The 25,334-nt window shown below is 48.0% G+C and carries 20 protein-coding genes, 1 pseudogene and 1 riboswitch; of the genes and pseudogenes, 1 reads left to right on the forward strand and 20 read right to left on the reverse strand.

Translation table 11 applies throughout. The features are described 5' to 3' along the window. Window positions 1–30: 30 nt before the first annotated feature. The 19 genes and pseudogenes from D081_RS03210 to metK form a co-directional block, all read right to left on the reverse strand. A complete protein-coding gene (locus D081_RS03210; RefSeq protein ID WP_085022696.1) occupies window positions 31–591 on the reverse strand; it encodes a DJ-1/PfpI family protein in 561 nt (186 codons plus the stop codon). 143 nt (window positions 592–734) lie between these two features. Then, complete coding sequence (locus D081_RS03215) at window positions 735–1,460, reverse strand: DUF169 domain-containing protein (protein ID WP_085022697.1); 726 nt, start codon at window positions 1,458–1,460, stop codon at window positions 735–737. 130 nt (window positions 1,461–1,590) lie between these two features. After that, entirely contained in the window at window positions 1,591–2,340 is a 750-nt protein-coding gene (gene nuoB, locus D081_RS03220) for an NADH-quinone oxidoreductase subunit NuoB (RefSeq protein WP_085022698.1), read from the reverse strand. An 18-nt stretch (window positions 2,341–2,358) separates the two neighbouring features. Next, a complete protein-coding gene (locus D081_RS03225; RefSeq protein WP_085022699.1) occupies window positions 2,359–3,861 on the reverse strand; it encodes an NADH-quinone oxidoreductase subunit C in 1,503 nt (500 codons plus the stop codon). Further along, window positions 3,861–5,363, reverse strand: a complete 1,503-nt coding sequence (locus tag D081_RS03230; RefSeq protein WP_085022700.1) for a proton-conducting transporter membrane subunit — start codon at window positions 5,361–5,363, stop codon at window positions 3,861–3,863. Before D081_RS03230 ends, D081_RS03225 begins: the two co-directional genes overlap by 1 nt. Window positions 5,364–5,366: 3 nt before the next feature. After that, window positions 5,367–5,996 (reverse strand): hydrogenase, encoded by a 630-nt coding sequence (locus D081_RS03235; RefSeq protein ID WP_085022701.1) that lies wholly within the window; start codon window positions 5,994–5,996, stop codon window positions 5,367–5,369. Between the two features lie 15 nt (window positions 5,997–6,011). After that, window positions 6,012–6,896 carry a respiratory chain complex I subunit 1 family protein gene (locus tag D081_RS03240; protein WP_233127411.1) on the reverse strand — a complete coding sequence of 295 codons (885 nt, stop codon included), beginning with the start codon at window positions 6,894–6,896 and terminating at the stop codon, window positions 6,012–6,014. Beyond that, window positions 6,896–8,884 (reverse strand): proton-conducting transporter membrane subunit, encoded by a 1,989-nt coding sequence (locus tag D081_RS03245; RefSeq protein ID WP_085022702.1) that lies wholly within the window; start codon window positions 8,882–8,884, stop codon window positions 6,896–6,898. The genes D081_RS03240 and D081_RS03245 overlap by 1 nt, the downstream gene beginning before the upstream one ends. A gap of 15 nt (window positions 8,885–8,899) precedes the next feature. After that, window positions 8,900–10,240, reverse strand: a complete 1,341-nt coding sequence (locus D081_RS03250) for a D-serine ammonia-lyase (protein WP_085022703.1) — start codon at window positions 10,238–10,240, stop codon at window positions 8,900–8,902. Between the two features lie 223 nt (window positions 10,241–10,463). Further along, complete coding sequence (locus D081_RS03255) at window positions 10,464–11,603, reverse strand: HAD family hydrolase (RefSeq protein ID WP_085022704.1); 1,140 nt, start codon at window positions 11,601–11,603, stop codon at window positions 10,464–10,466. A 275-nt stretch (window positions 11,604–11,878) separates the two neighbouring features. Next, the gene (locus tag D081_RS03260; RefSeq protein ID WP_085022705.1) at window positions 11,879–13,765 is read right to left on the reverse strand and encodes a fructose-specific PTS transporter subunit EIIC; all 1,887 of its coding nucleotides are present in this window, start codon (window positions 13,763–13,765) and stop codon (window positions 11,879–11,881) included. Between the two features lie 63 nt (window positions 13,766–13,828). Continuing rightward, window positions 13,829–14,737, reverse strand: a complete 909-nt coding sequence (pfkB, locus tag D081_RS03265) for a 1-phosphofructokinase (protein ID WP_085022706.1) — start codon at window positions 14,735–14,737, stop codon at window positions 13,829–13,831. 4 nt (window positions 14,738–14,741) lie between these two features. Then, a complete protein-coding gene (locus D081_RS03270; protein ID WP_085022707.1) occupies window positions 14,742–15,488 on the reverse strand; it encodes a DeoR/GlpR family DNA-binding transcription regulator in 747 nt (248 codons plus the stop codon). A gap of 204 nt (window positions 15,489–15,692) precedes the next feature. After that, a pseudogene (locus D081_RS03275) lies at window positions 15,693–17,033 on the reverse strand (PTS transporter subunit EIIC); the annotation flags it as partial. A gap of 181 nt (window positions 17,034–17,214) precedes the next feature. Next, on the reverse strand, window positions 17,215–18,681 hold the full coding sequence (gene lysS, locus D081_RS03280) for a lysine--tRNA ligase (RefSeq protein ID WP_143272119.1): 1,467 nt from the start codon (window positions 18,679–18,681) through the stop codon (window positions 17,215–17,217). A gap of 59 nt (window positions 18,682–18,740) precedes the next feature. Next, complete coding sequence (gene greA / locus D081_RS03285; protein WP_085022709.1) at window positions 18,741–19,214, reverse strand: transcription elongation factor GreA; 474 nt, start codon at window positions 19,212–19,214, stop codon at window positions 18,741–18,743. A 166-nt stretch (window positions 19,215–19,380) separates the two neighbouring features. After that, a complete protein-coding gene (locus D081_RS03290) occupies window positions 19,381–19,842 on the reverse strand; it encodes a cell division protein SepF (RefSeq protein WP_085022710.1) in 462 nt (153 codons plus the stop codon). Window positions 19,843–20,046: 204 nt separating this feature from the next. Continuing rightward, window positions 20,047–21,870 carry a translational GTPase TypA gene (typA, locus tag D081_RS03295; RefSeq protein WP_085022711.1) on the reverse strand — a complete coding sequence of 608 codons (1,824 nt, stop codon included), beginning with the start codon at window positions 21,868–21,870 and terminating at the stop codon, window positions 20,047–20,049. Between the two features lie 200 nt (window positions 21,871–22,070). Next, window positions 22,071–23,258: a methionine adenosyltransferase gene (gene metK, locus D081_RS03300; protein ID WP_085022712.1), complete on the reverse strand. Its 1,188-nt coding sequence runs from the start codon at window positions 23,256–23,258 to the stop codon at window positions 22,071–22,073. A 116-nt stretch (window positions 23,259–23,374) separates the two neighbouring features. Next, window positions 23,375–23,488: riboswitch (SAM riboswitch) on the reverse strand. Window positions 23,489–23,649: 161 nt separating this feature from the next. Between metK and D081_RS03305 the strand changes: the two genes are divergently transcribed. Beyond that, window positions 23,650–24,153 (forward strand): hypothetical protein, encoded by a 504-nt coding sequence (locus D081_RS03305; protein WP_085022713.1) that lies wholly within the window; start codon window positions 23,650–23,652, stop codon window positions 24,151–24,153. A gap of 51 nt (window positions 24,154–24,204) precedes the next feature. Here D081_RS03305 and D081_RS03310 read toward each other — a convergent pair whose 3' ends face one another. Beyond that, a complete protein-coding gene (locus D081_RS03310; RefSeq protein ID WP_085022714.1) occupies window positions 24,205–25,305 on the reverse strand; it encodes a DUF6033 family protein in 1,101 nt (366 codons plus the stop codon). Window positions 25,306–25,334: the final 29 nt, after the last annotated feature.

Consider the following 25,334-nt stretch of genomic DNA (forward strand, 5'->3'; position numbering starts at 1 on the left):
CGGCACCTTATTTTAGTTGAAAGTATTACATCAACCTAAAATCTTCAAGAACTCCTTGCAGATAGCTGTATTGCCAGGCCATGCAGGAGAAGTTACCAGGTTGCCATCCACGACAGCCTTGTCAACATCCACATTCTGGAAATTACCACCAGCCACAGTAACATCAGGACCAACAGCCGGATAAGCAGTCAATGTACGTCCCTTAACCACATCGGCAGCGGTCAGCACCTGTATACCATGGCAAATAGCCGCTACTGGCTTATTGTTGTTCATAAAATACTTGGTAATGCTGATAACCTTTGGATCAAGGCGAATGTACTCCGGAGCACGGCCGCCGGTAAGATACAAACCATCATAATCCTCTGCGGATACATCATCAAAGGTAGCATTCAGAATAAACAGGTGACCCGGCTTTTCTGAATAGGTCTGATCCCCTTCAAAGTCATGAATGGCGGTCTTGATAGCCTCGCCGCTCTTTTTGCCCGGGCAAACTACATCCACCTGTACCCCGGCAACCCCTAAAGCCTGAAACGGAACCATTACCTCATAATCCTCAGCAAAATCCCCTGCCAGCATAAGAACCTTTTTCATACCTGGAAAACCTCTCTTTCTTTACAAAATAAACCACTCTCTACATGAAGGCCGACTATTCTTCACCAGCCCTAAGAATCATTATTCTATATTGGGTTTTCCATTTCCTGCCACATTAAATATTATTTTTGTGTAAATAATTTTTAAATCCGCTTGGCTATAATATTCCAGGCCTCAGTTGTGAAAAAGCTCTTGTCGGCGGCAGCTTCCATTTCTAAAAACCGCTCGTAGGATACGCTAAAGGACAGCAAATTCTTATCGATGCACTTACGGGCGGACGGGTCAGTAAGACCAACGTAGCAATGCTCCCGATCCACCATTGGATAAAGAATTGCCTGGGCACAGCCGGCACCGAATAACAGCTTGGTGGCATCCAATGGAGAATGGTCAAAGTTGGCCAGGGTAACAAGCCCGGATAGCTGGTCCGCATTTACCATAAAGGCCACACATTCCGGCTTCCCCTGCTGCTCCGTCACCTGCTCCAAGGGCTGAAACAACAGATATTTCTTCCGGGGTGGCAGCTTCTCTATCATGGAATTGGGCCCATTGGTGATAAACTCTCTGGCCAGCTCCGGAGATTTCTTATAAAGCTCAAAACGGTCCACCTTTTCACTGCCTGTAGACAGGAAATATTCTATCCATCCAAAAGGATACTTCTCAAAGCCAAGACCGGCCTTGCCGCCGACACACATGGTGGTCTCCGCCGACAGGGCCGCAGTACGTCCCTTGGATGCCGTATTCAGCATAGCCACAACGCAGCCCCATCTGCCTTCCTTGAACTGGGTAGCCCCCTCCGGACAGGTATCGGACTGGATAATGGCCACCGGATGATTTTGCAGCTTGATATACTCCTTGATTTTGCTTTCCATAGTAAAACTCCCCTCTATAAAAACAAAACACACCTCTTAACTGAACTATACCATTTTGAGCCCACCTGCCGTCAAGTAATTTCAAAAGAAAAACAGCTACAGAATAATCCGTAGCTGTCATACAAATTCTTTATTTCATTTTTTCCTTGAGCATATCCGCAGCCGCCAGCAATGCCATTATCATGGCAGATGGTCTAGGAGGACAGCCGGGAACATACAGATCCACCGGCACCACCTTGTCAGCAGCTCCCACTACAGCGTAGGTATCACCGTAGGTTTCACCGCCGGCAGCACAGGCACCACAGGCCATTACCAGCTTTGGCTCAGGCAATGCTTCATAGGACATCTTCAGGGCCTGCTCCAGATTGCGGGTAACGACTCCCGTCACCATAAGCATATCGGCATGACGTGGTGAAGCCACAAAGTGTACACCATAACGGTGCAGATCATATATAGGATTGCTCATGGCACCCATTTCAAAATCACAGGCATTGCAGGAGCCCGCATCAAGATGACGGACGTGCAGGGAACGGCCCAGCTTAACCTTAAGGACCTCCTGCAGAACCTCCTGCCCGGCTTCAACCAGCACCGGCAATGCGTCCTCATGCTTATGCTTCAAACCGGCCTCAGCGGCTTCATCAACAGCTGCCTTGGCACAGGCCTCCACACAGCGGCCGCAGAATAGGCATTTTTTATAATCAACCCTGTACTCCTCACCCTGTACAGAAAAAGCCTGAACAGGACAAGCAGCAGCGCAGGCCTTCAGCACCTCACCGCTGGCACTGCCCTCAACAGGGCCACGAAATCTGTCACTGCCTGCCAGAGAGATCTGCTCAGTTGCCAGCTTGTCCTTAAAAATACGTTCTAAAACCTTAAACATCGCTTTTACTCATCTCCCTTATCTATCAATGCAGGCATAACAAAGCTCAAAGCTCTTGTTAATCAATGGAAAGTCCGGAATAATGTCACCCTGCACCGCAATAGGAAGGGCTGGCCAGTTAGCATAGGAAGCACTGCGGACGAAAAGTCTGTCAATGCGGCCCTCACTGTCAAGGGCAACATACTGGAAGTTACTGCCCCGGGCAGACTCGCTGATACCCCAGGATGCACCCTCGGCATAAGCAACAGGCACGAACAGCTCCTGGCTGTCACAGTTATTCAGAAGCTCAATAAGCTTATCCACCATCTCAAAGGAAGCAGACAGCTCACCAATGCGAACCAGCAGACGGGCCGCCACATCACCCATGGTCTTGGTATATGGCTTGAAATCCAGCTCATCATAAACACCATAGGAGAAATCACTGCGGCTGTCGTGCTCATAGCCGCTGGCACGGGCACCAACACCCACCAGGGCCAGATCTACGGCAGTCTGGTTGCGGACAATACCCGTGGTCTGTACGCGGTTCTGGAAATTTTCCTGCTCCCGGAACATGGTAGCCATGTCCTCAACACCGTCAGCCACCTCATCCATAACATTATGGATACGCTCCCGCAGCTCCTGGGTAATATCCATGGAGACACCGCCCGTAATAATCATTCCCCTGAGGAAACGATTTCCCGCCACGGCCTCACTGAGTCGCATGAGCTTTTCCTTCAAACGGCCCCCAAGGCTGATAGCCGGATTAAAGCCCACACCGGCAGGAATATTGCCAATATCACCGGTATGGTTGGCAATACGCTCCAGCTCCATCAGCAGGGTACGGATGATTTCAGCCCGGCGGGGCACCTTGATATTCAAAGCCTTTTCCACTGCCTGACAGAAGCTCCAGGTGTTGGCAATGCTGCAGGCACCACAAATGCGCTCCACAATTGGCAATGCCTCATAAGGAGTTTTGCCCTCCACTGCCTTTTCAATACCCCGATGGGTAAAGAACAGCTTGGCATCCAGCTGGAGCATGGCCTCACCGGCCTGGCTGAAACGGAAATGCCCCGGCTCAATAATGCCGGCATGAATCGGGCCCACCGGCACCTCAAAGAGGCCCTCGCCCTTGGCCGTACGAACCTTAAACTGACGCTCCCCTCGAACCTTGGCATTAACCTTCACGTCCTTACGGAGAGGATAAAAGCCCTCCGGAAAGCTCTCATGAAGCACCAAAGGCCGCAAATCAGGATGTCCCTTTGGCACCAGACCAAACATATCCTTGATTTCCCGCTCATACCAGGCTGCAGCCGGCACAATATGGGTAATGCTGTCATATTCCAGTGAACCGTTTGGATTAAAGACAACCTTGAAGCCGTCCATGGTCTTGTCCTCTGGAATCTCAAAATAGCAATATATTACATAACCAACACCGGAGGCGGTTTCATCCCGGCCAAACATGGCGGTAAGAGGATGCTTTCCCCCGGCGGAATATTTCTCCGCTGCCATCAGGATAGCTTCCGGCATAATTGTAGTCATCATTATGCAACACCTCCCAGCACAATCTTAGTGGCATTGGTCAATAAATGATTAAGCATGGTAATTTCCCCAAGCCCTGCACTGACAATAAAGCCAAAAACCAGCAGGCCAGCAATAACCACAGAATCCAATACGCCAAAGAACTCACCGGCTACCCTGCGCTTTGGCTTGCCCCCCAGCATACGCATTACGTGGTACAAAATACCGATAAGCATGCCGGCAAGAAGTATCATGGTCACTACACCCAGCCAAGGATGGTCAGAGCTAAAGAAGCCGTAGAGCATGAAGAACTTACTGAAGAATATGCCAAACGGCGGCATCCCCAACAGGGCCACAATTCCCAGCAGCAGGAAGGTAGCTGTCCGTGGAACCTGCACCATCATACCGTGAATACGCATCATATTCTTGGTGCCATATTCACCGATGACTGTACCAGCCATATAGAACAAGGAAAACTTCACCAGGGCATGGTTAAAGAGGTTCAGCAGCATTGCCTGGGCTGCCACTGGCACAAAGAGTCCAAAGGCCGCCATCATAAGGCCGAAATTCTCCATGGAGGAATAAGCCAGCATACGCTTAATATCCCGCTGCACCACCACAAATGGCACTGCCACCAAAATGGTAAACAGACCGAAGAACAGGCACAGGCCGCTGATAAAATCAATGCCAATGGATGGCATAAGAATAATTATATTTCTAATCAGAACATAAACAGCACAGCTGCACAAAGAGCCGGACAACAGACCGCTGGTCAGGGCCGGAGCCTCGGAGTAGGCATCAGGCAGCCAGGCATGCATCGGTGCCAGACCAATCTTGGTACCATAGCCTACAAACAGGAAGCACAGTGCAAACTTGGCCATGGCAGGATCCAAGGCCTTGCTGTGCTCAGCCAGATACAGCCAGTTAAGGGCATTTTCACTGCCAAAGGTGTACAGCTGCATATAATAAACAATAATAGTACCCAAAAGAGCCAAACAGATACCCACGGTACAAACCATAACGTACTTCCAGGTGGCTTCCAGAGAGGTACGGGTGAACTTGAAGGCCACCAGCAGGGCTGATACCAGGGTAGTTGCTTCAATGGTAACCCACATAAGGCCCAGATTATTTACCAGCACCACCAGCAGCATAATCCAGACAAAGATATGGGACAAGGCATAAAAACGTCCCTCAAGATAGCCGAAGCGTCTGAGATAACCATAACGCTTGTTGGTATCACGGTCCAGATAGGCCTTGCTGGTCCATGCAAAGGCAAAATAAAGGGAGCCGATTATAATAAGCATCCACATGCTGAGAGCATCCAAATAAATATACTGTCCCGCAAAAGGAATATCGGAGTCAAAGGTCATAAGGAGCATGACAATCGCTGCCCCAACTCCCGTGGCCACCAGACGGTTCAGCCAGTGGAGTACATTCCTGCCCAGAAAATTAACTGCAGCAACAGCGCTGAAAATCAATGGCAGGGCAAGTATTATATATATCAATTCTCTTATATCAAAATTCATAAATTACCCCTTCAATTTTTTCATAACGCTGGTGTCTGTAGTCATAAAGGACAGACGCATTCTGGAGGTGAGAATAACCAATACCACCACAGCAATTAAAACATCAAGGAAAACGCCCAGCTCCACTACCAGTGGCAGTCCCTCGGTCATGAGAAGGCCCAGGAGATAGATGCCATTTTCCAAGGTAATAAGACCGCAAATCTGAATTATGGCACGCTTACGCAGAACCATCAGTGAAAGACCGGTCATAATCATCAAAATAGATGAGGCCACAATATCACGGCCGACAGCCCCGGGCATGAGACGCTCCACTAGGGCATAGCCCATTACCAAAAACAGGGCCGCCGCCATGGTGGAATAGTTTACATTACTTGCAGACACAATCTCCCGCTCGTTTTTCAGCTTCTTTACCAGACGATAGATTGCCCCCGGAATAAAGATAACCTTTACTATAAGGGTCAGCACCCCCGGCATAACCGCGTGAATATCATTGCCATGGGAAAAGCCCAGCACAAAGCAGGCAATGGCAATGATTACTGACTGGCTGGCCAGACAGATAACGGCCCGTTTCAAATCCGTAACCCTTGTCTGCAGGAAAACCACAAGAACTAAGAATACAACCAAATAATCCATATTTCTGTGACCTCCCTACTCTGCAATAATAGCCAGCAACAGCAGAACTATTGCGGCGCCAAGATATACACGAACCTTAAAGAGGCGCATCTTGTTATTGAGGGTTTCCACAATACCTATAAGAATGGCACCCAAAAGAACCTTCAGGGCCAGAGGGATTTCCACCGGCACATAAAGAGCCCCAAATAAAGTCAAAAACACTACGATTTTAAGATAGCTGCCCAAATGAATCAGTGACAGCAGCTTGCCGGAATACTCCAGAGTCATGCACTCATGGATCATGGTGAGCTCCAAATGGGTATCCGGGTTGTCCACCGGCAGACGGCTGTTTTCCGCCAGCATGGTCAAAAAGAAGGCCACACATGCCAATACAGTGGACACAGTAAAGAAAGCCTCGTTATAATCAATAACCATGGCTGACAAGGTGGTGGAATGGTAACGGATGGAGTTAATGAGAATAGCCAGCATTACCGCAGGCTCCACCAAAACGGAAATATAGATTTCGCGGGAACCACCCATGCCACCAAAGGAAGTGGCTGCATCCATGGAGGACAGGGTCATAAAGAAGCGGCCCAAGGCCAGAATATACACGAAAATAAAGGCATCACCCATGCTGAACTGGCCCTGCAAAAAGCCCGGCACCATGGTAGCTGCCATAAAGCTGGTCATGAAATACACCACCGGGGCCACCACGAAGATTATTCCCGTATATGGTGTCAGAATAGTGGCCTTTTTCCACCACTTGGCAATATCAAAATACTCCTGAAAAATGCTGGCACCCTGACGCTTCTGCAGGCGGGCCTTAACCTTGTTGATAATACCGGCCACCAAAGGAGCAATCAACAGCAGCACAAATCCCTGTACCAAGCTGAGGCCGATACTTGTCATCATATATTCCATTACAACAGTACCCCCCAAATCAATACAACAATCATGGCCACCATGGTGTAGCCGATATAAATGCTTACACTGCCCTCCTGAATCTTGTGGAAGGAGGAGGAAGAATTAATCATCATCTGCTGGATTGGCTTGTACAGCTTATCATTGAACAGATCCGGAATGGACAGCTCATAATGGAGCTTACGGCCAAAATAAGCATGCTCCTTCCGCAGATAGGTTGTGCGGCGCTTCGGATTTAAGATACCATCAAAGGCACGGCGCAACGGCTTGCTGAAGCCGGTGGCAGAATACTGCTGACGGCTGGTAGGCACTGTACCGCAGTTCCAGGTTACATCCTTGGTCACAAAGGTACTGGACCGATAAAGGGCCGCCACCATAAATACGCCGATGAGTACGAACACAATAAAGATAAGGGCTGGACTATAAAGGGCATAATGACCACTGCCACCCCAAATAATACCGATAGGATTTCCCATAGGGGCAATTCCCGTACCGGATACCACCCGCTGCATGAGATTTACCAGATAATCCGGCATGAGGCCCACAAATACTATCAAAAAGGCCTCCATTCCCAAGCCAAGCAGCATGAAAAACGGCATTTCGTGGGCCTTCTCCACAATATGGGTACGGGCCCGGCCCAAAAAGGCAATACCATACATACGAACAAAACAGCCCAAGGCTGTAGCACCAGTAAGACCCAGCAAAATAAAGGCGAATACCACCAACAGACGCATTTCCGGAGAACCGGCCTGCTGGGCCAGGGTTATATAGCTCTGCAAAGTGAGCCACTCCCCTACCAGACCGCTGGTAAAAGGCATAGATGCCAAGGCCATGGAGCCAATCAGGGTAAAGAGGGCTGTATAAGGCATTTTTCTGGCCAAACCGCCCATGTGCTCAATATTCTTGCTGCCGGTGGCGTGCATCACACAGCCGGCACTCATAAAGAGCAGGCCCTTCATAAAGCTATGGCTCACGGCATGAACCAGCACCGCCGTAAAGGCCACAACAGACAGCATCGGCATTCCCATGGAATAAAGCACCATGCCGCAGCCGAAGGCAGCAAAAATAATGCCCATATTCTCCACGGAGGAATAGGCCAAAATACGCTTCATATCCACTTCCATCACGGCATAGAGCACCCCGAGGAACGCAGAAATCAAGCCCAAAAGCATCACCAAAAGGCCATACCAGAACACATCCATACCGATGAACTGGAAGGCAAAGCGGCCAAAGCCGTACACTGCCACCTTCAGCATAACACCACTCATCAAGGCAGACACATGGCTTGGAGCTGCCGGATGGGCATTTGGAAGCCAAATATGCAGCGGCATAAGGCCGGACTTCAAGGCAAAGCCCGCAAAGGCAAAGAGGAAGGCCGCATCCTTCATATAGCCTGTCAGATTATTTCTGGCCATATCCACAAAGGAGAAGCTCTCCGCTGTGCTGGCCACCAGATAAAAGGCCACCATAATTGCCGCCGTACCGATATGGGTCATAACCATATACTGATAGGCCGCGCTGACAGTCTTTTTCTTCTCCGACTCATGGTATACCAGCATAAAGGACACCAGAGCCATAACCTCCCAGGAAATAATGAAGGTAAAGGCATCCCCGGAAATAAGCACCAAAACAATTGACAGCAGGAACAAATTCCAAAGACCGCTCAGGGCCCGAATCCTGCTGCCAATATATCCCTTACCATAATCAATGGCATACAGGCTGATAATCACTCCAGCCACGCCAGTCAACAAAAGAAAAGCTCCGCTCCAGCCATCGGCCTGGAGGGTATAGCTACCCCATGCCAGGTCGATCAGCCAATTGTTGTCAGTGGTCAAAAGGTATCTCAGGGTAGAGAATACCACCAGACCACTGGCAACAACAGAGCAAAGCATACCAAAATAATGTGCCCCCAGCTCAGCCTTTTTCGGCCAAATCAGAGTCACGGTTCCCAACAGATACACCAGAAGGGAAATTATCATAAAATCCATTTTTTCAGCTCCAAATCAAACTTTTTTCGTCAAAAGTTCCTGACGGACATTTTCCGGCACCAGACCACCGCCTGTTGCCCAAATTATATGGGTTGCATTTTCCATGTAACGGTTCATATTATTATCCTCCAAATAATCAGCCATTTCCTTGGAATGGCCCCAGCATACAGGACCATGAATGGCCGCACATGAGCTTGGCTCAATGAAGGTTTTCTCCGACTCCCACAGAATACGCAAATAATCAAACAACCTCTTATCCTTGACAGTAAGGATTCCGGAAAGGAATGGCTTTATAAAATCCCCGATAATGGCGGAAGGTCTGCCCACTGCCAGACCATCAGCATGGGTTTTTCCGGAAAGGCCCACATCCTGCACAGTAATATTATTGTACAGTCCTGTTACCATGCCCAAAAGCATGCAAGGTGCCTGGGTTGGCTCCACAAAGAAGCAGTGTACATGGTCTCCCAAGAATTGACGGAGGCCAAAGGTAATACCGCCTGGGGTACTGCCCACACCACATGGAATATATACAAATAAAGGATGTTCTTTGTCGACTACAATCCCCTGCTGTCTCAGCTGCTTCTTCAATCTCTTGCCTGCGACAGCGTAGCCCAAAAACATTTCTTTAGAATCTTCATCATCAACAAAATGGCTGTTGGCATCCACCACTGATTCTGCCTTTGCCTTGGCAACTACCTCGCTGTAGTCACCGTCATATACCTTGACAATGACGCCTCTGTCCCGAAGCAACTCCTTTTTCCACTCAGCAGCTTCAGAAGTCATGTGAACGATGGTTTCATAGCCCAGGGCTTGTCCCATAAGGCCCACGCTAAGTCCAAGGTTGCCGGTGGAGCCTATATGCAGCTTTTTGGTACCAAAAAAGGCCTTGGCTGCCGGGCTGGCCAGCTTGCAATAGTCATCCTCAAAGCTGTCCAGTACACCATTCTCCACTGCAAGAGTTTCAGTATACTTCAATACCTCATATATACCGCCCCGGGACTTTACAGAGCCACCAATAGGAAGCTCACTGTCCATTTTCATATAGAGCTTTCCTGCCAGATTGGCACCTATTTTCTCCCTGTTCAGAGCCTTCCTCAGCTCCGGCACCTCAATAAGTGGAGATTCAATCATTCCCTTGGCCTCAACAGTCTCAGGGAAGGCCATTTTAATAAATGGCGCAAAGCGTCTCAATCTTGCCTCTGCGGAATCAATATCCGACAGGGTAAGCATTGAACGTATAATTGCATCATTGTTAGGCAGCTTGGAGTGATTTATCCAATTTACCTCAATGGCATTTTTTATATCTGTAAACAAAATCTCACGTTTTTCCAGTGAGGAAAGGCTATCCAGTTCCATGTTTTACAACATCCTCTCCATAGAATTACAGCCCTTGTACATTCTTTTTTGCATGACAAAAAAACGCGGTACAAAAACCACATTAGTATTATACTCATTTAGCTATCCCAGTTCAACAATTAAAGCGACAAATAAAAAATAAAAGGCTGCCTGCCTGATGAATAAATCATCCGGCAGACAGCCCTATGTGTTTTAATGATGGGTTCTTCTTTTTATCAGAAGATTATTTGGTGAAACCCTTATCAGTGAAGAAGCTCTGGGAACCCTTCTTCTCTACATTGTAACCATAGATGGTCTTCCAATCCTTAGCCATGGAGATTGGAGTGATACCATACTTCTCGCAGAATGCCTTGAACTTGTCGCCCTTAGCCTGAGTACCCCAGTCACGAGTGCTATCATCGCAGCATACGCCCATAGCGAAGCTCTTATACTTAGGGTTAGCAAGTGCATAGTTCAGCATGGAACCATCGGAAGTGGAGTTGCCAAGTGCGATAACTGGATGGATACCGATTTCCTTAGCGATGTTCTGAACCTTACCAGCCTTGTTATCAGTGAACTGGAATGGACCACGCATTACCTTGTCCTTAGCGCCATCCTCGTTGAAGAGGAAGTACTGGGAACCAGCCCATCCCTGGCGCTCGATTACTGGCAAGCTGTCAGTACCGATTACATGGTCAGGAAGAATGGAAGGAATTGGAGCCTTCAGAGCCTGACGAACCAGCTGACGGTCAGTACCGGTTACAACATAGAAGTTGAAGCCGTTGTTCTGGAGATAAGTAATAACCTCTACCATTGGCAGATAATAAGCCTCTGCGAAGGTGCAGTTGGTAAGGCCCTCAAGTGGAGCATTGGAGAAGAAGTTATCAACATACTTGTTGAACTCATCAATGCTCATGCCCTCGAAAGCATAAGACTGAGCGCGGTCTTCGCCTTCATCCTGGTCGGCGGAGATCTTCTGAGCCTTAGCAGCCTTCAGCAGCTCCTGAGCGTAAGCCTTCTCAGTGTCGGTTGGCTGATAAGTAGGATCATTGAAGATACGATGGAAATACAGATACCACTCGGAATAAGTAGGTGCCAGCTCGCCGTAGAAAGTACCATCCATATCAGATACGCATACACGGTCTTTTACAGGAATAAAGTTAGGGCTGTTAGGATTGGTTACATCCTCAACATAAGCCTTCAAAGCCTTGAAGGATGCAGAATCCTGATTCCAATACTGGAAGTTGGAGCCGGACTTGTTAACATTAATCTGAGCGATTTCCTGTACGGAAGCTGCCTCAGTAGTAGCCATGTCTGCCCCTACAGCACCAAAAGCCAGACCCAGAGCGATTAATGCGGATGCCATTTTCTTACTTGTTTTCATAAATAAATTTACCCCTTTCGTTTCACATGCGCACCCCTCGATGCACAATATTAAACATTAAGTGTTGTCCAGTTCATCCTGAACACGACTATATATTTCTCCATTTCAGTACAAATTCCTGCTAAAAATTAGAAAAAAATTAGAAAAATGTAAAAGAGGGGCTATTTACCTATAAGCATAAGAAAACAACCGGTACTAAAAATAAATGAACCCATCTCATTTACAGGAGATGGGTTCACTATTTTTATATGGTATAACAGCTACCAGATATTAGTTTAATTTTTCAGAGGTCTCTTCAGAACTGACATCACAATGCAGCCTACAATTGAGCCAATGATGATAGCAGCAATGTACATGCCGGCATTGCCGATGGTAGGTATTACGAAGACACCGCCATGAGGTGCCTGGAGAGTGCAGCTGAAGGCCATGGACAGTGCACCGGCAGTAGCCGCACCGATAAATACTGAAGGAATTACCCGCAGTGGATCACTGGCAGCAAAAGGAATGGCACCTTCAGTAATGAAGGACATACCCATAATGTAGTTGGTGATACCTGCTTTCCGTTCGCTTTCAGTAAAACGATTGGAGAAAATGGTAGTACACAGGGCAATGGCAAGAGGCGGTACCATACCACCGGCCATAACGGCAGCCATAACATGATATTCACCGGAGGCCAACAGCCCTGTTCCGGTAACATAGGCAGCCTTGTTGATTGGACCACCCATATCGATAGCCATCATGCCACCCATAACAACACCCAAGAGGATACGGGCATTTGGATCCATGTTTTTCAGGGCATCCACCATCCAGGTGTTAATGGCACTAACCGGCGGAGCAATGATAAACATGCTGATTACGCCGATAATGAGAATACCAAATAAAGGATACAGAAGAACAGGCTTGATACCCTCCAGAGATTCCGGCAAAGCGGCGAATACCTTCTTCAGGAAGTTTACACTGTAGCCTGCCACAAAGCCTGCCAACAATGCACCCAGAAAACCGGAGCCGGTAGTGCCGGCCAGGGCACCGCCCACAAAGCCTACGGCCAAGCCTGGACGGTCTGCAATGGACATGGCAATAAATCCGGAAAGAATAGGCAGCATAAAGCCGAAGGAAGCACCGCCGATATCCTTAAGGAATTTCGCCAACGGCGTATTGGAACCGAAGTTGCCTGGATCTATGGAATAATCATCAAAGAGGAAGGCCAGGGCAATAAGAATACCACCGCCAACAACGAACGGGAGCATATGGCTTACGCCGTTCATCAGATGCTTGTAAATCTGACGGCCAATGCTTTCGCCCTGTACATCAGCGGCACCCTCTGTTCCTTCGGCACCACTGGCATGATAAATCGGGGTCTTGCCGGACAAAGCACGGTCAAGGAGCTCATCAGCCTTGTTGATACCATCGGAAACCTTGGCAATAATCACAGGCTTTCCATCAAAACGTGACATGGCCACATTCTTGTCGGCAGCCACGATGATGGCATCAGCCTTTCTGATTTCCTTTGCCGTCAGCACATTCTTGGCACCGCTGGAGCCGTTGGTCTCAACCTTAATGGAAATGCCACGCTTTTTGGCATGCTGTTCCAGGCTTTCTGCCGCCATAAAGGTATGGGCAATACCCGTAGGACACGCGGTAACCGCCAAAATCTGAATGTAATCGGAAGTAGGAGCCGTTACCCCATCTGAAGAAACGACACACTTGTTATCTTCCTTTTCATCTATGATGCGTATAAAATCTTCTTTGGTTTTGGCAGCCAGCAGGGCATCCTTGAAATCGGAATCCATAAGCATGGCAGCCAGCTTGGATAAAATTTCCAGGTGTGCATCGTAGGCCGCTTCCGGTGCAGCAATCATGAAGAACAGACGGCTTGGTTCTCCATCCTCAGAGTCAAAATCCACCCCGTCTGGCACTGTCATGGCAGCCAGGCCGGCTGTCTTTACTCCGGTGCTCTTGGCATGTGGTGTTGCTATGCCCTCTCCCAAACCAGTGGAGCTGGAGGCTTCACGGGCAAGCACGTCCTTCACATACTGAGCCTTGTCGGACAGGTTGCCACCGGCCTCCATAAGGTCGGCCAGCTGATTGATGGCGGCATTTTTATCCGCCGGCTGTGCTCCCAATACTATGCTCTCGTTCTTGAGCATTTCGGTAATACGCATAATTTTCTCTCCCCTTACAAAAATTATATAAATGAATGTTATATAGATATTGCCTACTGGCGATTACGCAATACTTTTTAAAAGCTCCTCTACTTCCGGCCGCGTAGCCAGATTTTCGCTGAAGGCCGAAGCCGACCCGGTGGCCACTCCCATGCGGAAAGCCCGTTCAAAGTCGCCGCCTGATTCCATGAAGCCTGTGATAAACCCGGCCACCATGGAGTCCCCTGCCCCCACGGAGTTCACCAGGGTCCCCTTTGGAGCCGGACACCTATAGGCTTCTCCCGCCGCTGTCAGGAGAATGGCTCCATCCCCAGCCATGGATACCAGAACATTTTGTGCTCCCTTTTCCTGCAGCTTTCTGGCGTAGGTAATTATTTCTTCATGGCTGGTAAGCTTCACACCGAACATATCCCCCAGTTCGTGATTGTTGGGCTTAATCAGGAAAGGACCATATTGCAGAACATTCAGAAGAAGCTTCTTTTCCGCATCAACAACTATGCGGATGTCCTTGTCCTCCAGCCGTGCCATGATACGCTGATAAATGTCATCCGGCAGGGTTTTGGGAATGGAGCCGGCCAGTACCAGGGTATCTCCTGCCACCAGCTTATCCAGCTTTGAAAAAAGCTCCCCCTGCTTTTTTTCGCTGATGTCCGGTCCCTGCCCGTTTATCTCTGTTTCCTTGTCGGCCTTAACCTTCACATTTATGCGGCTGAAGCCCTGCTCCAGCTGTACAAAATCGTTTTTGACCCCAAACTCCTGCAGCTGCCTCTTGATTTCCTCACCTGTAAAGCCAGCCACAAACCCCAGGGCAGTGCTGTCATGGCCAAGATTTTTCAGCACAATGGACACATTTATTCCCTTGCCGCCGCCTAAAACCTGCTCATAATTCACCCGGTTGATTTCCCCGGCGGTAAAATGATCCAGACGCACATTATAATCCAGTGACGGATTAAAGGTTACGGTGTAAATCATTCCCTCACTCTCCTTCCAGGACGGTGGTATAATCGAGATATTTCTTATCCTCCAACCGTCCGGTTATGATAGTAGCGCTGGAAATATCCGCAAAGGTAATTGGGGAAATCTTGTTGAACTTTGAACGGTCAGCCAGCACATAGGCACTCTTGCATCGTGCCAGGGCCTCGCTTTTAACGGCCCCCTCATCGGCATCCGGCGTGGAAAAACCGGATTTTGGGCTTATTCCGTTTGTTCCGAAAAACCCCTTGGTAAAATTGTAGCCCTCAAGACTTTTCACGGCCTCTGCCCCCACCACGGCTTCAGTGACGGCCTTTACTGCTCCGCCGATGATGAACACCTTGAAGCCCTTGGCCAGCAGGCGCACTGCGTGCTGCATACCGTTAGTCACAAAGGTCGTATTCTTCTCCGTCAGAAAATCAATGAGATGCAATGTGGTGGAACCGGCATCTATGTAAACAAAATCCTCACCATTTATGAGCTCTGCGGCTTTGCGGCCGATAGCAACCTTTTCCTCCGGATACAAATCCTGCTTGGTCTGCATATCCTCCTCAGCCTTTGAGTAATTGTTATCGATGGTTGTGGCACCGCCGTAGACCTTGTACAGCCGTCCGCTGCGGTGCAGGGCACTTAAATCCCGGCGCACCGTGGACTCCGAAATCTGCAATGCCTTGGTCAGCTCAAGAACCGTGACCGCCTTTTTTTCCCCTAAAATCTTTAATATGGCAGCATACCTCTCCTCGGTAAGCACGGCTTTCACCCTCCTAAAATTTGATTTCTGCATTTATAATACTGTCAGACTCCGTCAAAGTCAAGCATAATCCGTCAGAATTAATCAAAATTAATCAAAAATAAGAATGAGCAATTAAAAAAGCAGAGGCTATGTCTGTATCGTCGCTACAAACATAGCCCCTGCTTTTATATATAGTTTCCAGAAGCTAACGCCTCTCCATCAGGCTTCAATATTATCTTTGTTGTAAAGCTTGGTCTCCTCCTCATCATCCTCACGGCCCGGAGTCTTGAAATCAAACCTCTTGATAAGGAAATAGAAGGAAAAGTAATACAGGAAAAAGTAAATAATACCAACCGGGATAATCAGCATCCAGCTTGTCTTGTCATTACCCTGCATAATACCGAAGATTAACAGCTCAAGGAAGCCTCCGGAGAAGGTAAGACCCACTGCGATATTCAGCATATGGGCAATCATGTAGGCTGCACCGGCCAGAATAACCTGCACACCGAAGAGCAACGGAGCTGCAAAGAGGAAGGAGAACTCAATTGGTTCTGTGATACCGGTCAGCATGGAAGTCAGGGCTGCCGAAAGCATTAAACCGCCCACAATCTTCTTCTTTTCAGGACGGGCGCAACGATACATGGCCAAAGCGGCACCCGGAAGGCCGAAAATCATAAAAATAAACTCACCAGAAAAATAACGGGTCGCATCAGAGCTGAAGTGTTCCACATTAGGTGAGGCCACCTGGGCGAAGAAGATATTCTGGCCACCCTGGATAAGCTGACCATCCACCATCATGGTACCTCCCACGCCGGTCTGCCAGAAGGGCAAATAAAACACGTGATGCAGGCCAAAGGGAATCAATGCACGCTTTACGACACCGAAAATCAAGGTACCGATATAGCCTGTTCCCGTAACCACATTGCCAAGGCCAAAAATAATGTCCTGAGCAAAGGGCCAGATAAAGGTCATTATAATACCTACAAACAAAAATACTATCGTGGATATAATCGGAATAAATCTGGAGCCTCCGAAGAAGGACAAGGTAGAAGGCAAAACAATCTTATAATAACGGTTGTGCAGTATGGAAACTCCAATACCCACAATGATACCACCAAATACCCCCATCTGCAGAGACATAATGCCACAGCTTGGGGCAATGGTTCCCTCCAGTACCCCAGGGGCAATGGATCCGTCAGCCAGAATCCTGCCCGTAATTTGCAGCATTGCGTTACATGAAACATGCATAACGAAAAAGGAAATCATGGCAGACAGGGCCGCAACCTCCTTCTCTGCCTTTGCCATGCCAATGGCCACGCCTACGGCAAAAATAATAGGCAGGTTACTAAAAATAGCTCCGCCTGTAGAATGCATAACCACCAACAGTGAATGCAGCACCGTGCCATCGCCAAGTATGGATTCAAGTCCATAGCTGCTGATGGTAGTCGGATTTGTAAAGGAAGCACCAATGCCCAACAAAATACCCGCAATTGGCATAACTGCAACGGGCAGCATAAAGCTTTGACCAATCCGTTGCAACATACTAAGGATTTTATTTTTCATTTAAAACACGCTCTCACATAAAAGAATAATTAACTTGTTCCCCATTGTATCATAGCTTCAGCATATATAACAGATATAAAAACAGCAGCTTCCCTCCGTGATATTTTCCAAATAACATAAAAAAGGAGCTGTATCACGGGAAACAGCTCCGAAAAAACAAATTGTACCGAATAGTATCAGATTATTCAGCCAGTGGCTTCATGGTCGGGAACAGCAGAACATCACGGATGGATGCGCTGTCAGTGAGGAACATAACCAGACGGTCCACACCGATACCCAGGCCGCCTGTTGGTGGCAGACCATATTCCAGGGCAGTGATGAAGTCGCGGTCCATCATATGGGCCTCATCGTCACCATCCTCACGGGCCTTAAGCTGATCGAGGAAACGACCCTCCTGGTCAATTGGGTCATTAAGCTCGGTAAAGCCATTGGCCAGCTCACGGCCGTATACGAAGCACTCGAAACGGTCAGTAATGCGAGGGTCCTCAGGATTGCGCTTAGCCAACGGAGAAATCTCAGTTGGATGGCCGGTAATGAAGGTTGGCTGAATCAGGGTCTCCTCCACCTTCTCCTCGAAGGCTGCATTGAGGATACCGCCAATACCAAAGCGCTTCTCGTAAGGAACGCCGATTTCATCAGCCATTGCACGGGCTTCCTCTACAGTCTCACAGCTGAGGAAATCCTTGCCGGTGGCTTCCTTGACTGCATCGTTCATGCTGATGCGCTTGAAGCTGGAATAATCAATGGTAGTGCCCTGATAATCCACCTGGAGGCTGCCGCAGACTGCCATGGCAGCATCACGGACAATACCCTCTGTAACGTCCATCAGGTCATTGTAATCAGCATAAGCCTGATAAATCTCAATGGAGGTAAACTCCGGATTATGACGAACATCCATACCCTCGTTGCGGAATACACGACCGATTTCATATACACGCTCCATGCCGCCTACAACCAGACGCTTCAAATTCAGCTCAGTTGCAATGCGAAGGTACATATCCAAATCCAGGGTGTTGTGATGGGTAATGAACGGACGGGCAGCTGCACCGCCGGCAATAGTACCCAATACTGGAGTCTCAACCTCCAGGAAGTCACGGGAATCCAAATAATTACGGATGGACTTAATAATATTGGTACGGGCCACAAAGGTATTCATAACCTCAGGGTTCATGATGAGATCCACATAACGCTGACGATAGCGGATTTCGGTATCAGTGAGGCCATGGAACTTCTCAGGCAATGGACGCAGGGACTTGGACAGCAAATCAAAGTCATCTACACGAACAGTGAGCTCACCACGGCGGGTACGGAATACATGACCCTTTACACCGATAATATCACCAATATCCAGCAGCTTAAACTGCTTGTACTTCTCCTCACCCAGTACATCCAGCTTGAAATAAATCTGGATACGGCTGGTACGGTCCATAATAACGGAGAAGCTGGCCTTGCCATGACCACGGATAGCCATGAGACGGCCGGCAATAGCAACTTCATCCTCGCTCTCGTCCTCACCCTCAAGATGAGCATACTGCTCAAGAATAGCAGCATTGTGGTGGGAAACCTCAAAACGATGGCCAAAAGGAGCTACACCCATTTCTCTGAAGGCAGCCAGCTTGTCCCGGCGAACCTTCAACAATTCATTCATATCCTGCTGAACAGGAGCATTTTCCTTATTTTCTGCCACTTTACATTCTCCTATATAAATCAGTGCTTAATCTCAACAATCTCGTAGTTGATGATATTCTCACCAACATGAACCTCTACTACTTCGCCCACGGTTTTACCGATGATAGCGGCACCTACAGGAGATTCGTTGGAAATCTTGCCCTCATCAGGGTCAGCCTCGGTGGAGCCTACCAGCTGATACACCTCAGTCTCGTCAAACTCCAAATCCTTCAATACAATCTTGGAGCCCATGGAAACCACGTTGCTGTCAGCACTGTTCTCAATAATCTTGGCGTGACGGATCTTCTCCTCCAGCTCTGCGATTTCACCCTCCAGGAAGGCCTGCTCATTCTTGGCATCATCATACTCGGAGTTCTCGGAAAGGTCACCCAGAGCGATGGCAGCTTTCAGACGATCAGCTACCTCAAGTCTTTTTACACTTTTTAAATAATCAAGTTTCTCCTGCAGTTTTTTCAAACCATCAGCTGTGAGAAGTACACTCTTGTCTGCCATTACCAAAAACTCCTTTACTCAATAAATAATGAGTGCCGCATATGGCACTCACATGAAATACAAAATTTACTATAATATTATAAGTAATAACCTGCTTTTTGTCAATATATTCAGCAAGTCAAAAGAGACTGTTACTAGCGCAACAGCCTCAATTAATTCACATTTCTTATAAAGTAGCAGCTACAGACTTCATCTCGTTAATCTCAACGCCATTTGGTGCATAGAGAACCATGGTGTTGGAAATACGATGAACAAAGCCGTCCTGAATATAGCATACGCCATTAAGGAAATCACAGATACGCTGCTGTTCAGGAAGCTCAACACGCTCATAGTTTACGATAGCAGAATTCTTTGCCTTCAAAGCGTCAGCAACCTCACGAACATCATCAAAACGCTGTGGCATGAAAATCTTGATTTTCATCTCAGCAGTACGCTTGCTGTTGTCGGTATGCAAAGTAAGAGTTGGTCTCTTTACAGGCGCTGCGGCTGGTTTTACAACACTGGCTGTGCTGCCCCCTACAACCTTACGCTCAACCTGCTCCTCAACAACCTCTTCTTCGTCCACATACAGTTCGTCTTCAACCTCAACCGGTGCGAAGAAGTCTTCCAATTTCTTTAGAATACTCACAACGTCCGCCCTCCAATAAATAAGTCCAAATTCATTAAATAAAAGAATAAAATTAAAAAATATAAGTTCTTAGAAAAATGCCCATACCGGGTACTTCTTATTATATTCGCTATAAGCAGGTTTTGTCCTGCTTATTTTGCGAATTTCTTTATTTTTTTAAAAAATGAGTCTAAAGGCCTATGACAAGAAGACTAAAAGTTAAAATTAACTTTCCTTACGAGCGTTCTTGCTTGCTCTACCACGAACTACCTTGTCAAGAATGGTCTTACGCAGACGAATGCTGTCAGGAGTTACCTCTACCAGCTCGTCATCATTAATATACTCAAGTGCCTGCTCCAAGCTCAGAATACGAGGAGGAGTCAAGCGGATTGCTTCATCAGAAGAAGATGTACGCATGTTGGATACGTGCTTAGCCTTGCATGGATTAATATCCATATCGATATCACGGGTATTCTCACCAACGATCATGCCCTCATATACAGCCTGGCCAGGGGAAATGAACATGGTACCGCGATCCTGAAGATTGTAAATACCATAGCCGGTGGTCTCGCCCTGCTCGAAGGCTACCAGAGAACCACGGGTACGGCCTGGGATATCACCCTTGTAAGGCACATAGCCGGAGAATACATGGTTCATGATACCGTTACCCTTGGTGTTGGTCAGCAGCTCGCTACGGAAACCAATGAGACCACGGGCAGGAATCAGGAACTCCATACGCATGTAGCCGGATACCTCGGTCATGTTGGCCAACTCAGCCTTGCGGGTACCAAGGGACTCCATAACTGTGCCCATGTACTCCTGTGGAACCTCAATAGTCAGATTCTCCATTGGCTCGCACTTCTGGCCGTTAATTTCCTTATATACTACCTCTGGCTTACCAACCTGGAGCTCATAGCCCTCACGACGCATGGTCTCAATAAGAATGGACAGATGCAGCTCACCACGGCCGGAAACCTTGAATACATCAGCAGAATCAGTTTCCTCTACACGGAGGGAAACGTTGGTCTCAACCTCCTTGAAGAGACGGTCACGAAGGTGACGGGAGGTTACGAACTGACCCTCACGGCCGGCAAATGGGCTGGTGTTTACACCGAAGGTCATGGACAGGGTAGGCTCGTCAATATTGATGGTAGGCAGTGCCTCAGGATTCTCGGCATCAGCTACGGTGTGACCAATGCTTACATTGCCAAGACCAGTCAGACAAACGATTTCACCCATCTTGGCTTCCTCAACCTCTACGCGGTTCAGGCCCTGATAAGCATATACCTTGCCAACCTTTGCCTTGGTCTGGGAATCACCGTCCAGCAGAACTACGGACTGGTTAGGCTTTACGCAGCCACGGATAATACGGCCTACAGCCAGCTTGCCAACATACTCGTCAGACTCCAGGGTAGTAACCATCATCTGGAGAGGACCATCTGCATCACCCTGTGGGCAAGGAATCTCCTTGACAATGGTCTCCATAAGAGGCTTCAGATTATCGTTGTCATCCTCCATGCTGTACTTGGCAACGCCATCACGGGCAGTAGCATAAATGCAAGGGAAGTCCAGCTGATCATCATCAGCATCCAGCTCCATAAAGAGCTCCAGAACTTCGTCGTATACTTCATCCACACGCTGGTCAGGACGGTCAATCTTGTTGATTACAACGATTGGCTTCAGCCCCTGCTCCAGTGCCTTGCGGAGAACGTACTTGGTCTGTGGCATTGGGCCCTCAAAGGCATCAACCAGCAGAACTACACCGTCAACCATGTTCAGTACACGCTGTACCTCACCACCGAAGTCAGCATGGCCCGGGGTATCAACGATGTTGATCTTGGTACCCTCGTACATAATTGCAGTATTTTTGGAAAGAATGGTAATACCACGCTCGCGCTCCAGGTCACCAGAGTCCATTACGCGCTCTGCAACCTGCTCATTGTCACGGAAGATGTGGCTCTGCTGCAGCATTGCATCTACCAGTGTGGTCTTGCCGTGGTCTACGTGAGCAATAATCGCGATATTTCTCAAATTTTCATTCTTACTCATAGTATTAAAATTCCTCCCATACATAGAAAAAGGAGTCCTACGCTCCTCCTACAATAACATCATCTTAAATTTCAGCATACTAATATTATTATAGACGCTATATAATGTCAATTGTTTTTTCCCTAGAAGTTTCCTTCATAATCAAATAAAAATGGAGCACAATTTCTTGTGCCCCACTTCATATTTTCAGTATATCCGAATCAGATACCAGCCTGAGCCTTCAATGCATCAGCCTTGTCAGTATGCTCCCAAGGCAAATCTATGTCGGTACGGCCAAAGTGACCATAAGCCGCAGTCTTAGCATAGATAGGACGGCGGAGGTTAAGCATCTTGATAATGCCGGCCGGACGCAAATCGAAGTTCTTCTGAACCAGCTCCTCCAGGGTACGGTCATCAACCTTGCCGGTGCCAAAGGTATCAACCATGATGGATACAGGCTTTGCCACGCCGATAGCATAAGCCAGCTGAACCTCAGCCTTGTCAGCCAGACCAGCAGCAACGATATTCTTGGCTACATAGCGGGCTGCATAAGCACCGGAGCGGTCTACCTTTGTTGGATCCTTGCCGGAGAATGCACCGCCGCCATGACGGGCCATGCCGCCATAGGTATCAACGATAATCTTACGGCCAGTAAGACCGCAGTCACCCTGAGGGCCGCCGATAACGAACTTGCCGGTAGGGTTAATGAAATACTTGGTATCGTCACTGAGAAGCTCAGCAGGAATAACAGGCTTTACAACGTGCTCAATGAGGTCCTTGCGGATCTGCTCCAAGGAAACCTTCTCATCATGCTGAGTGGAAATAACGATGGTATCAATAGCTACAGGCTTGCCGTTCTCGTAAGCAACGGTAACCTGGGTCTTGCCGTCCGGACGGAGATATGGCAGAGTGCCGTTCTTGCGAACCTCAGTAAGACGACGGGACAGACGATGAGCCAAGGCAATAGGAGTTGGCATGAACTCAGGGGTCTCGTTGCAGGCATAGCCGAACATCATACCCTGGTCGCCGGCACCGGTAGCCTCTTCCTCGCTCATCTCACCCTCACGGGCCTCCAGAGCCTTGTCTACACCCTGGGCAATATCAGGAGACTGCTCATCAAGGGAAATAAGAATACCACAGGTATCAGCATCAAAGCCGTACTTGGCTCTGATATAACCGATTCTACGGATAGTATCACGAACAATTTTGGAAATATCTACATAGCAGCTGGTGGAAATCTCACCGGCAATATGGGCCTGACCAGTAGTAACCAGGGTCTCGCAGGCTACACGGCCCATAGGGTCCTGTTCCAGAATAGCGTCCAGAATGCTGTCGGAAATCTGGTCTGCGATTTTGTCAGGATGGCCCTCAGTAACAGACTCAGAGGTGAACAATAAACGTTTACTCATTAAAACGCCTCCTTAAATAAAGATTACTTCTTGCTGAAATATGAAAACACCGTACTTATATTTAAATGAAAATTGTCAATAAAAAAACTCTCTTCAAAGAGAGAGCTCATATAAATCTCTCATCTTAAGGCGGATAGCCTTCAGGAATTAGCACCGTTTCGGCACATCTTCATATGCCAATGGTTGCCGCAGCTTCACAGGGCCAGTCCCTCCACTGCTCTTGATGAGTTCATATTCAGTTTACTAATTCATGATATTCTATAGTCCTAAAAAAGTCAAGGACATTTAGCATAAACTGTACTAATGGATTATTTTGCCGTATAATATGGGAAAATACGATAAACTGCGTTATAATCATATTTGTAAGAGTTTATCATAAAGGAGCCCCACAATGGAAATTGTAAACGCTTTTGCCATATTTTGGATTTTATTCAATGGCTACTCCCTGTATAAAATTCTCCTTAACTCCAGTGATGAGGAGCGGGATGACATTCATAACGAGCTGATGGACATGTGCCGTACCATGACCCCATCTGCTGTGGGAAAAACCATGGTTGCCCTATTCCTGGGAATAATGGCATTGGATATCATAGGCTTTTATCTCACCTATACCTATGCTTACACCTACGCCTACACCCTTGAGGAATATTTCTACACCAGAATCCTTTTGTTTCTGGCCTTTATACTGGTTTTCCTCATTGATCAGTTCCTGTCCTTCAGGCAGACCATGAAAATCGCTGCTGCCCTGCGGATTCCAAATATAAGGGATGACGTTTTGAAGCGCTTTATGCGTATGACAGAAAGGGATTTGGATTTTATCAACACCATTTCCGCCGTGGCCAAATTCGTGGCCGCCTTTCAGCTGGTGCTGTATACCATTCTTACCAAGGCATAACACAACATAAAAAAGGCTGTGAAAAATTTCACAGCCTTTATTTTTTTGGAGTTACTCGTCCCAATTAATACCCTTTGCTTTTTCTATTAATTCCTCCACAGAGCCGGCTTCTATGCGCACAGTCTTGGCTGGTGCTGCTTCCTCAGGCCGCTGGTGCTGAGCTGGTGCAGCTTCCATATTTTCGGCTTCTGCCGGACGTGGTGCCCCATGGTGATGATGCCCATGATGGCCATGAGGTCCGTGGTGTGCCTTGTAAAGCCCATCCTGAACAGTGGTGGTAAAGGTAGCTTCTATTTCAAAATTATAATATGCACTGTACTGGGTGGTTATACCGGTGTAATTGTTGTACACGCCATTGCCGTTGCCATCATTGATGCCGGTGCCATTCTGCAGAAGATTCCACACATTCTCCGTGGAATAGAAATTTTTCTCACCATAGGCCTTGATGGCAATAGTGAGCTCCTGCTGGGATGGTACTGTTGGACGCTGTGGCGGTGCCTTGGAGTGGTCACGGTTCAGCTTCTTGTCCTCAGCCCGCTTTTCCATGGCAGCCTGGCGGATTTCCTCCTGCTTTTCGGTGAACTTCTCCAGCTCGGCAAACAGCTTTATATTGCCTTCCTCATCAAAGGATATGCCAAGACGGCTGAAACGTACGCCCTCGCCCAATTCACCATTTTCCTGCAGCTCATTCAATGTGTTGACGCCGGAATCCACCTTGCCCATCATCTGATTGGCGTATTCTTCGTCCTCAGCCATGCGCTCAATTTCTTCCGTGGTGAACATGACAAAATAGCTCTTGTCGCTTGGCCCTGCAATATCCAATGGATTCTCTACCCCATCAGCAATGAGGAATTCATAATCACCATACTGTTCACGCAGCTTTGCCAAAAACTCCTGAGCCTTTGGTGAGAGCTTCTCCTCTTCCGGAGTTATATTCCACTTCTTTTCAGTAACGTCCTGAATAGAAGCATCCTTCTTCTGGTTGGCTTCCCTTGCCGCAAAAAATTTGCCGTGATTGGTCAGGGAAACGTCAAAATCCTTGCCTACCTTGTTCTGGAATTCATTGCCCTTGCCCTTTGCCTTGCTTTTGCCAATGCCTCCCATATCCTTAAAGGGGGAGATTCGGTTTGCATGATTAATCATATTTGCCATTGTCATTTCCTCCTTTGACCGGTACGAAA

The organism is Anaerovibrio sp. JC8, assembly GCF_002100115.1.
Lineage (GTDB): Bacteria > Bacillota > Negativicutes > Selenomonadales > Selenomonadaceae > Anaerovibrio.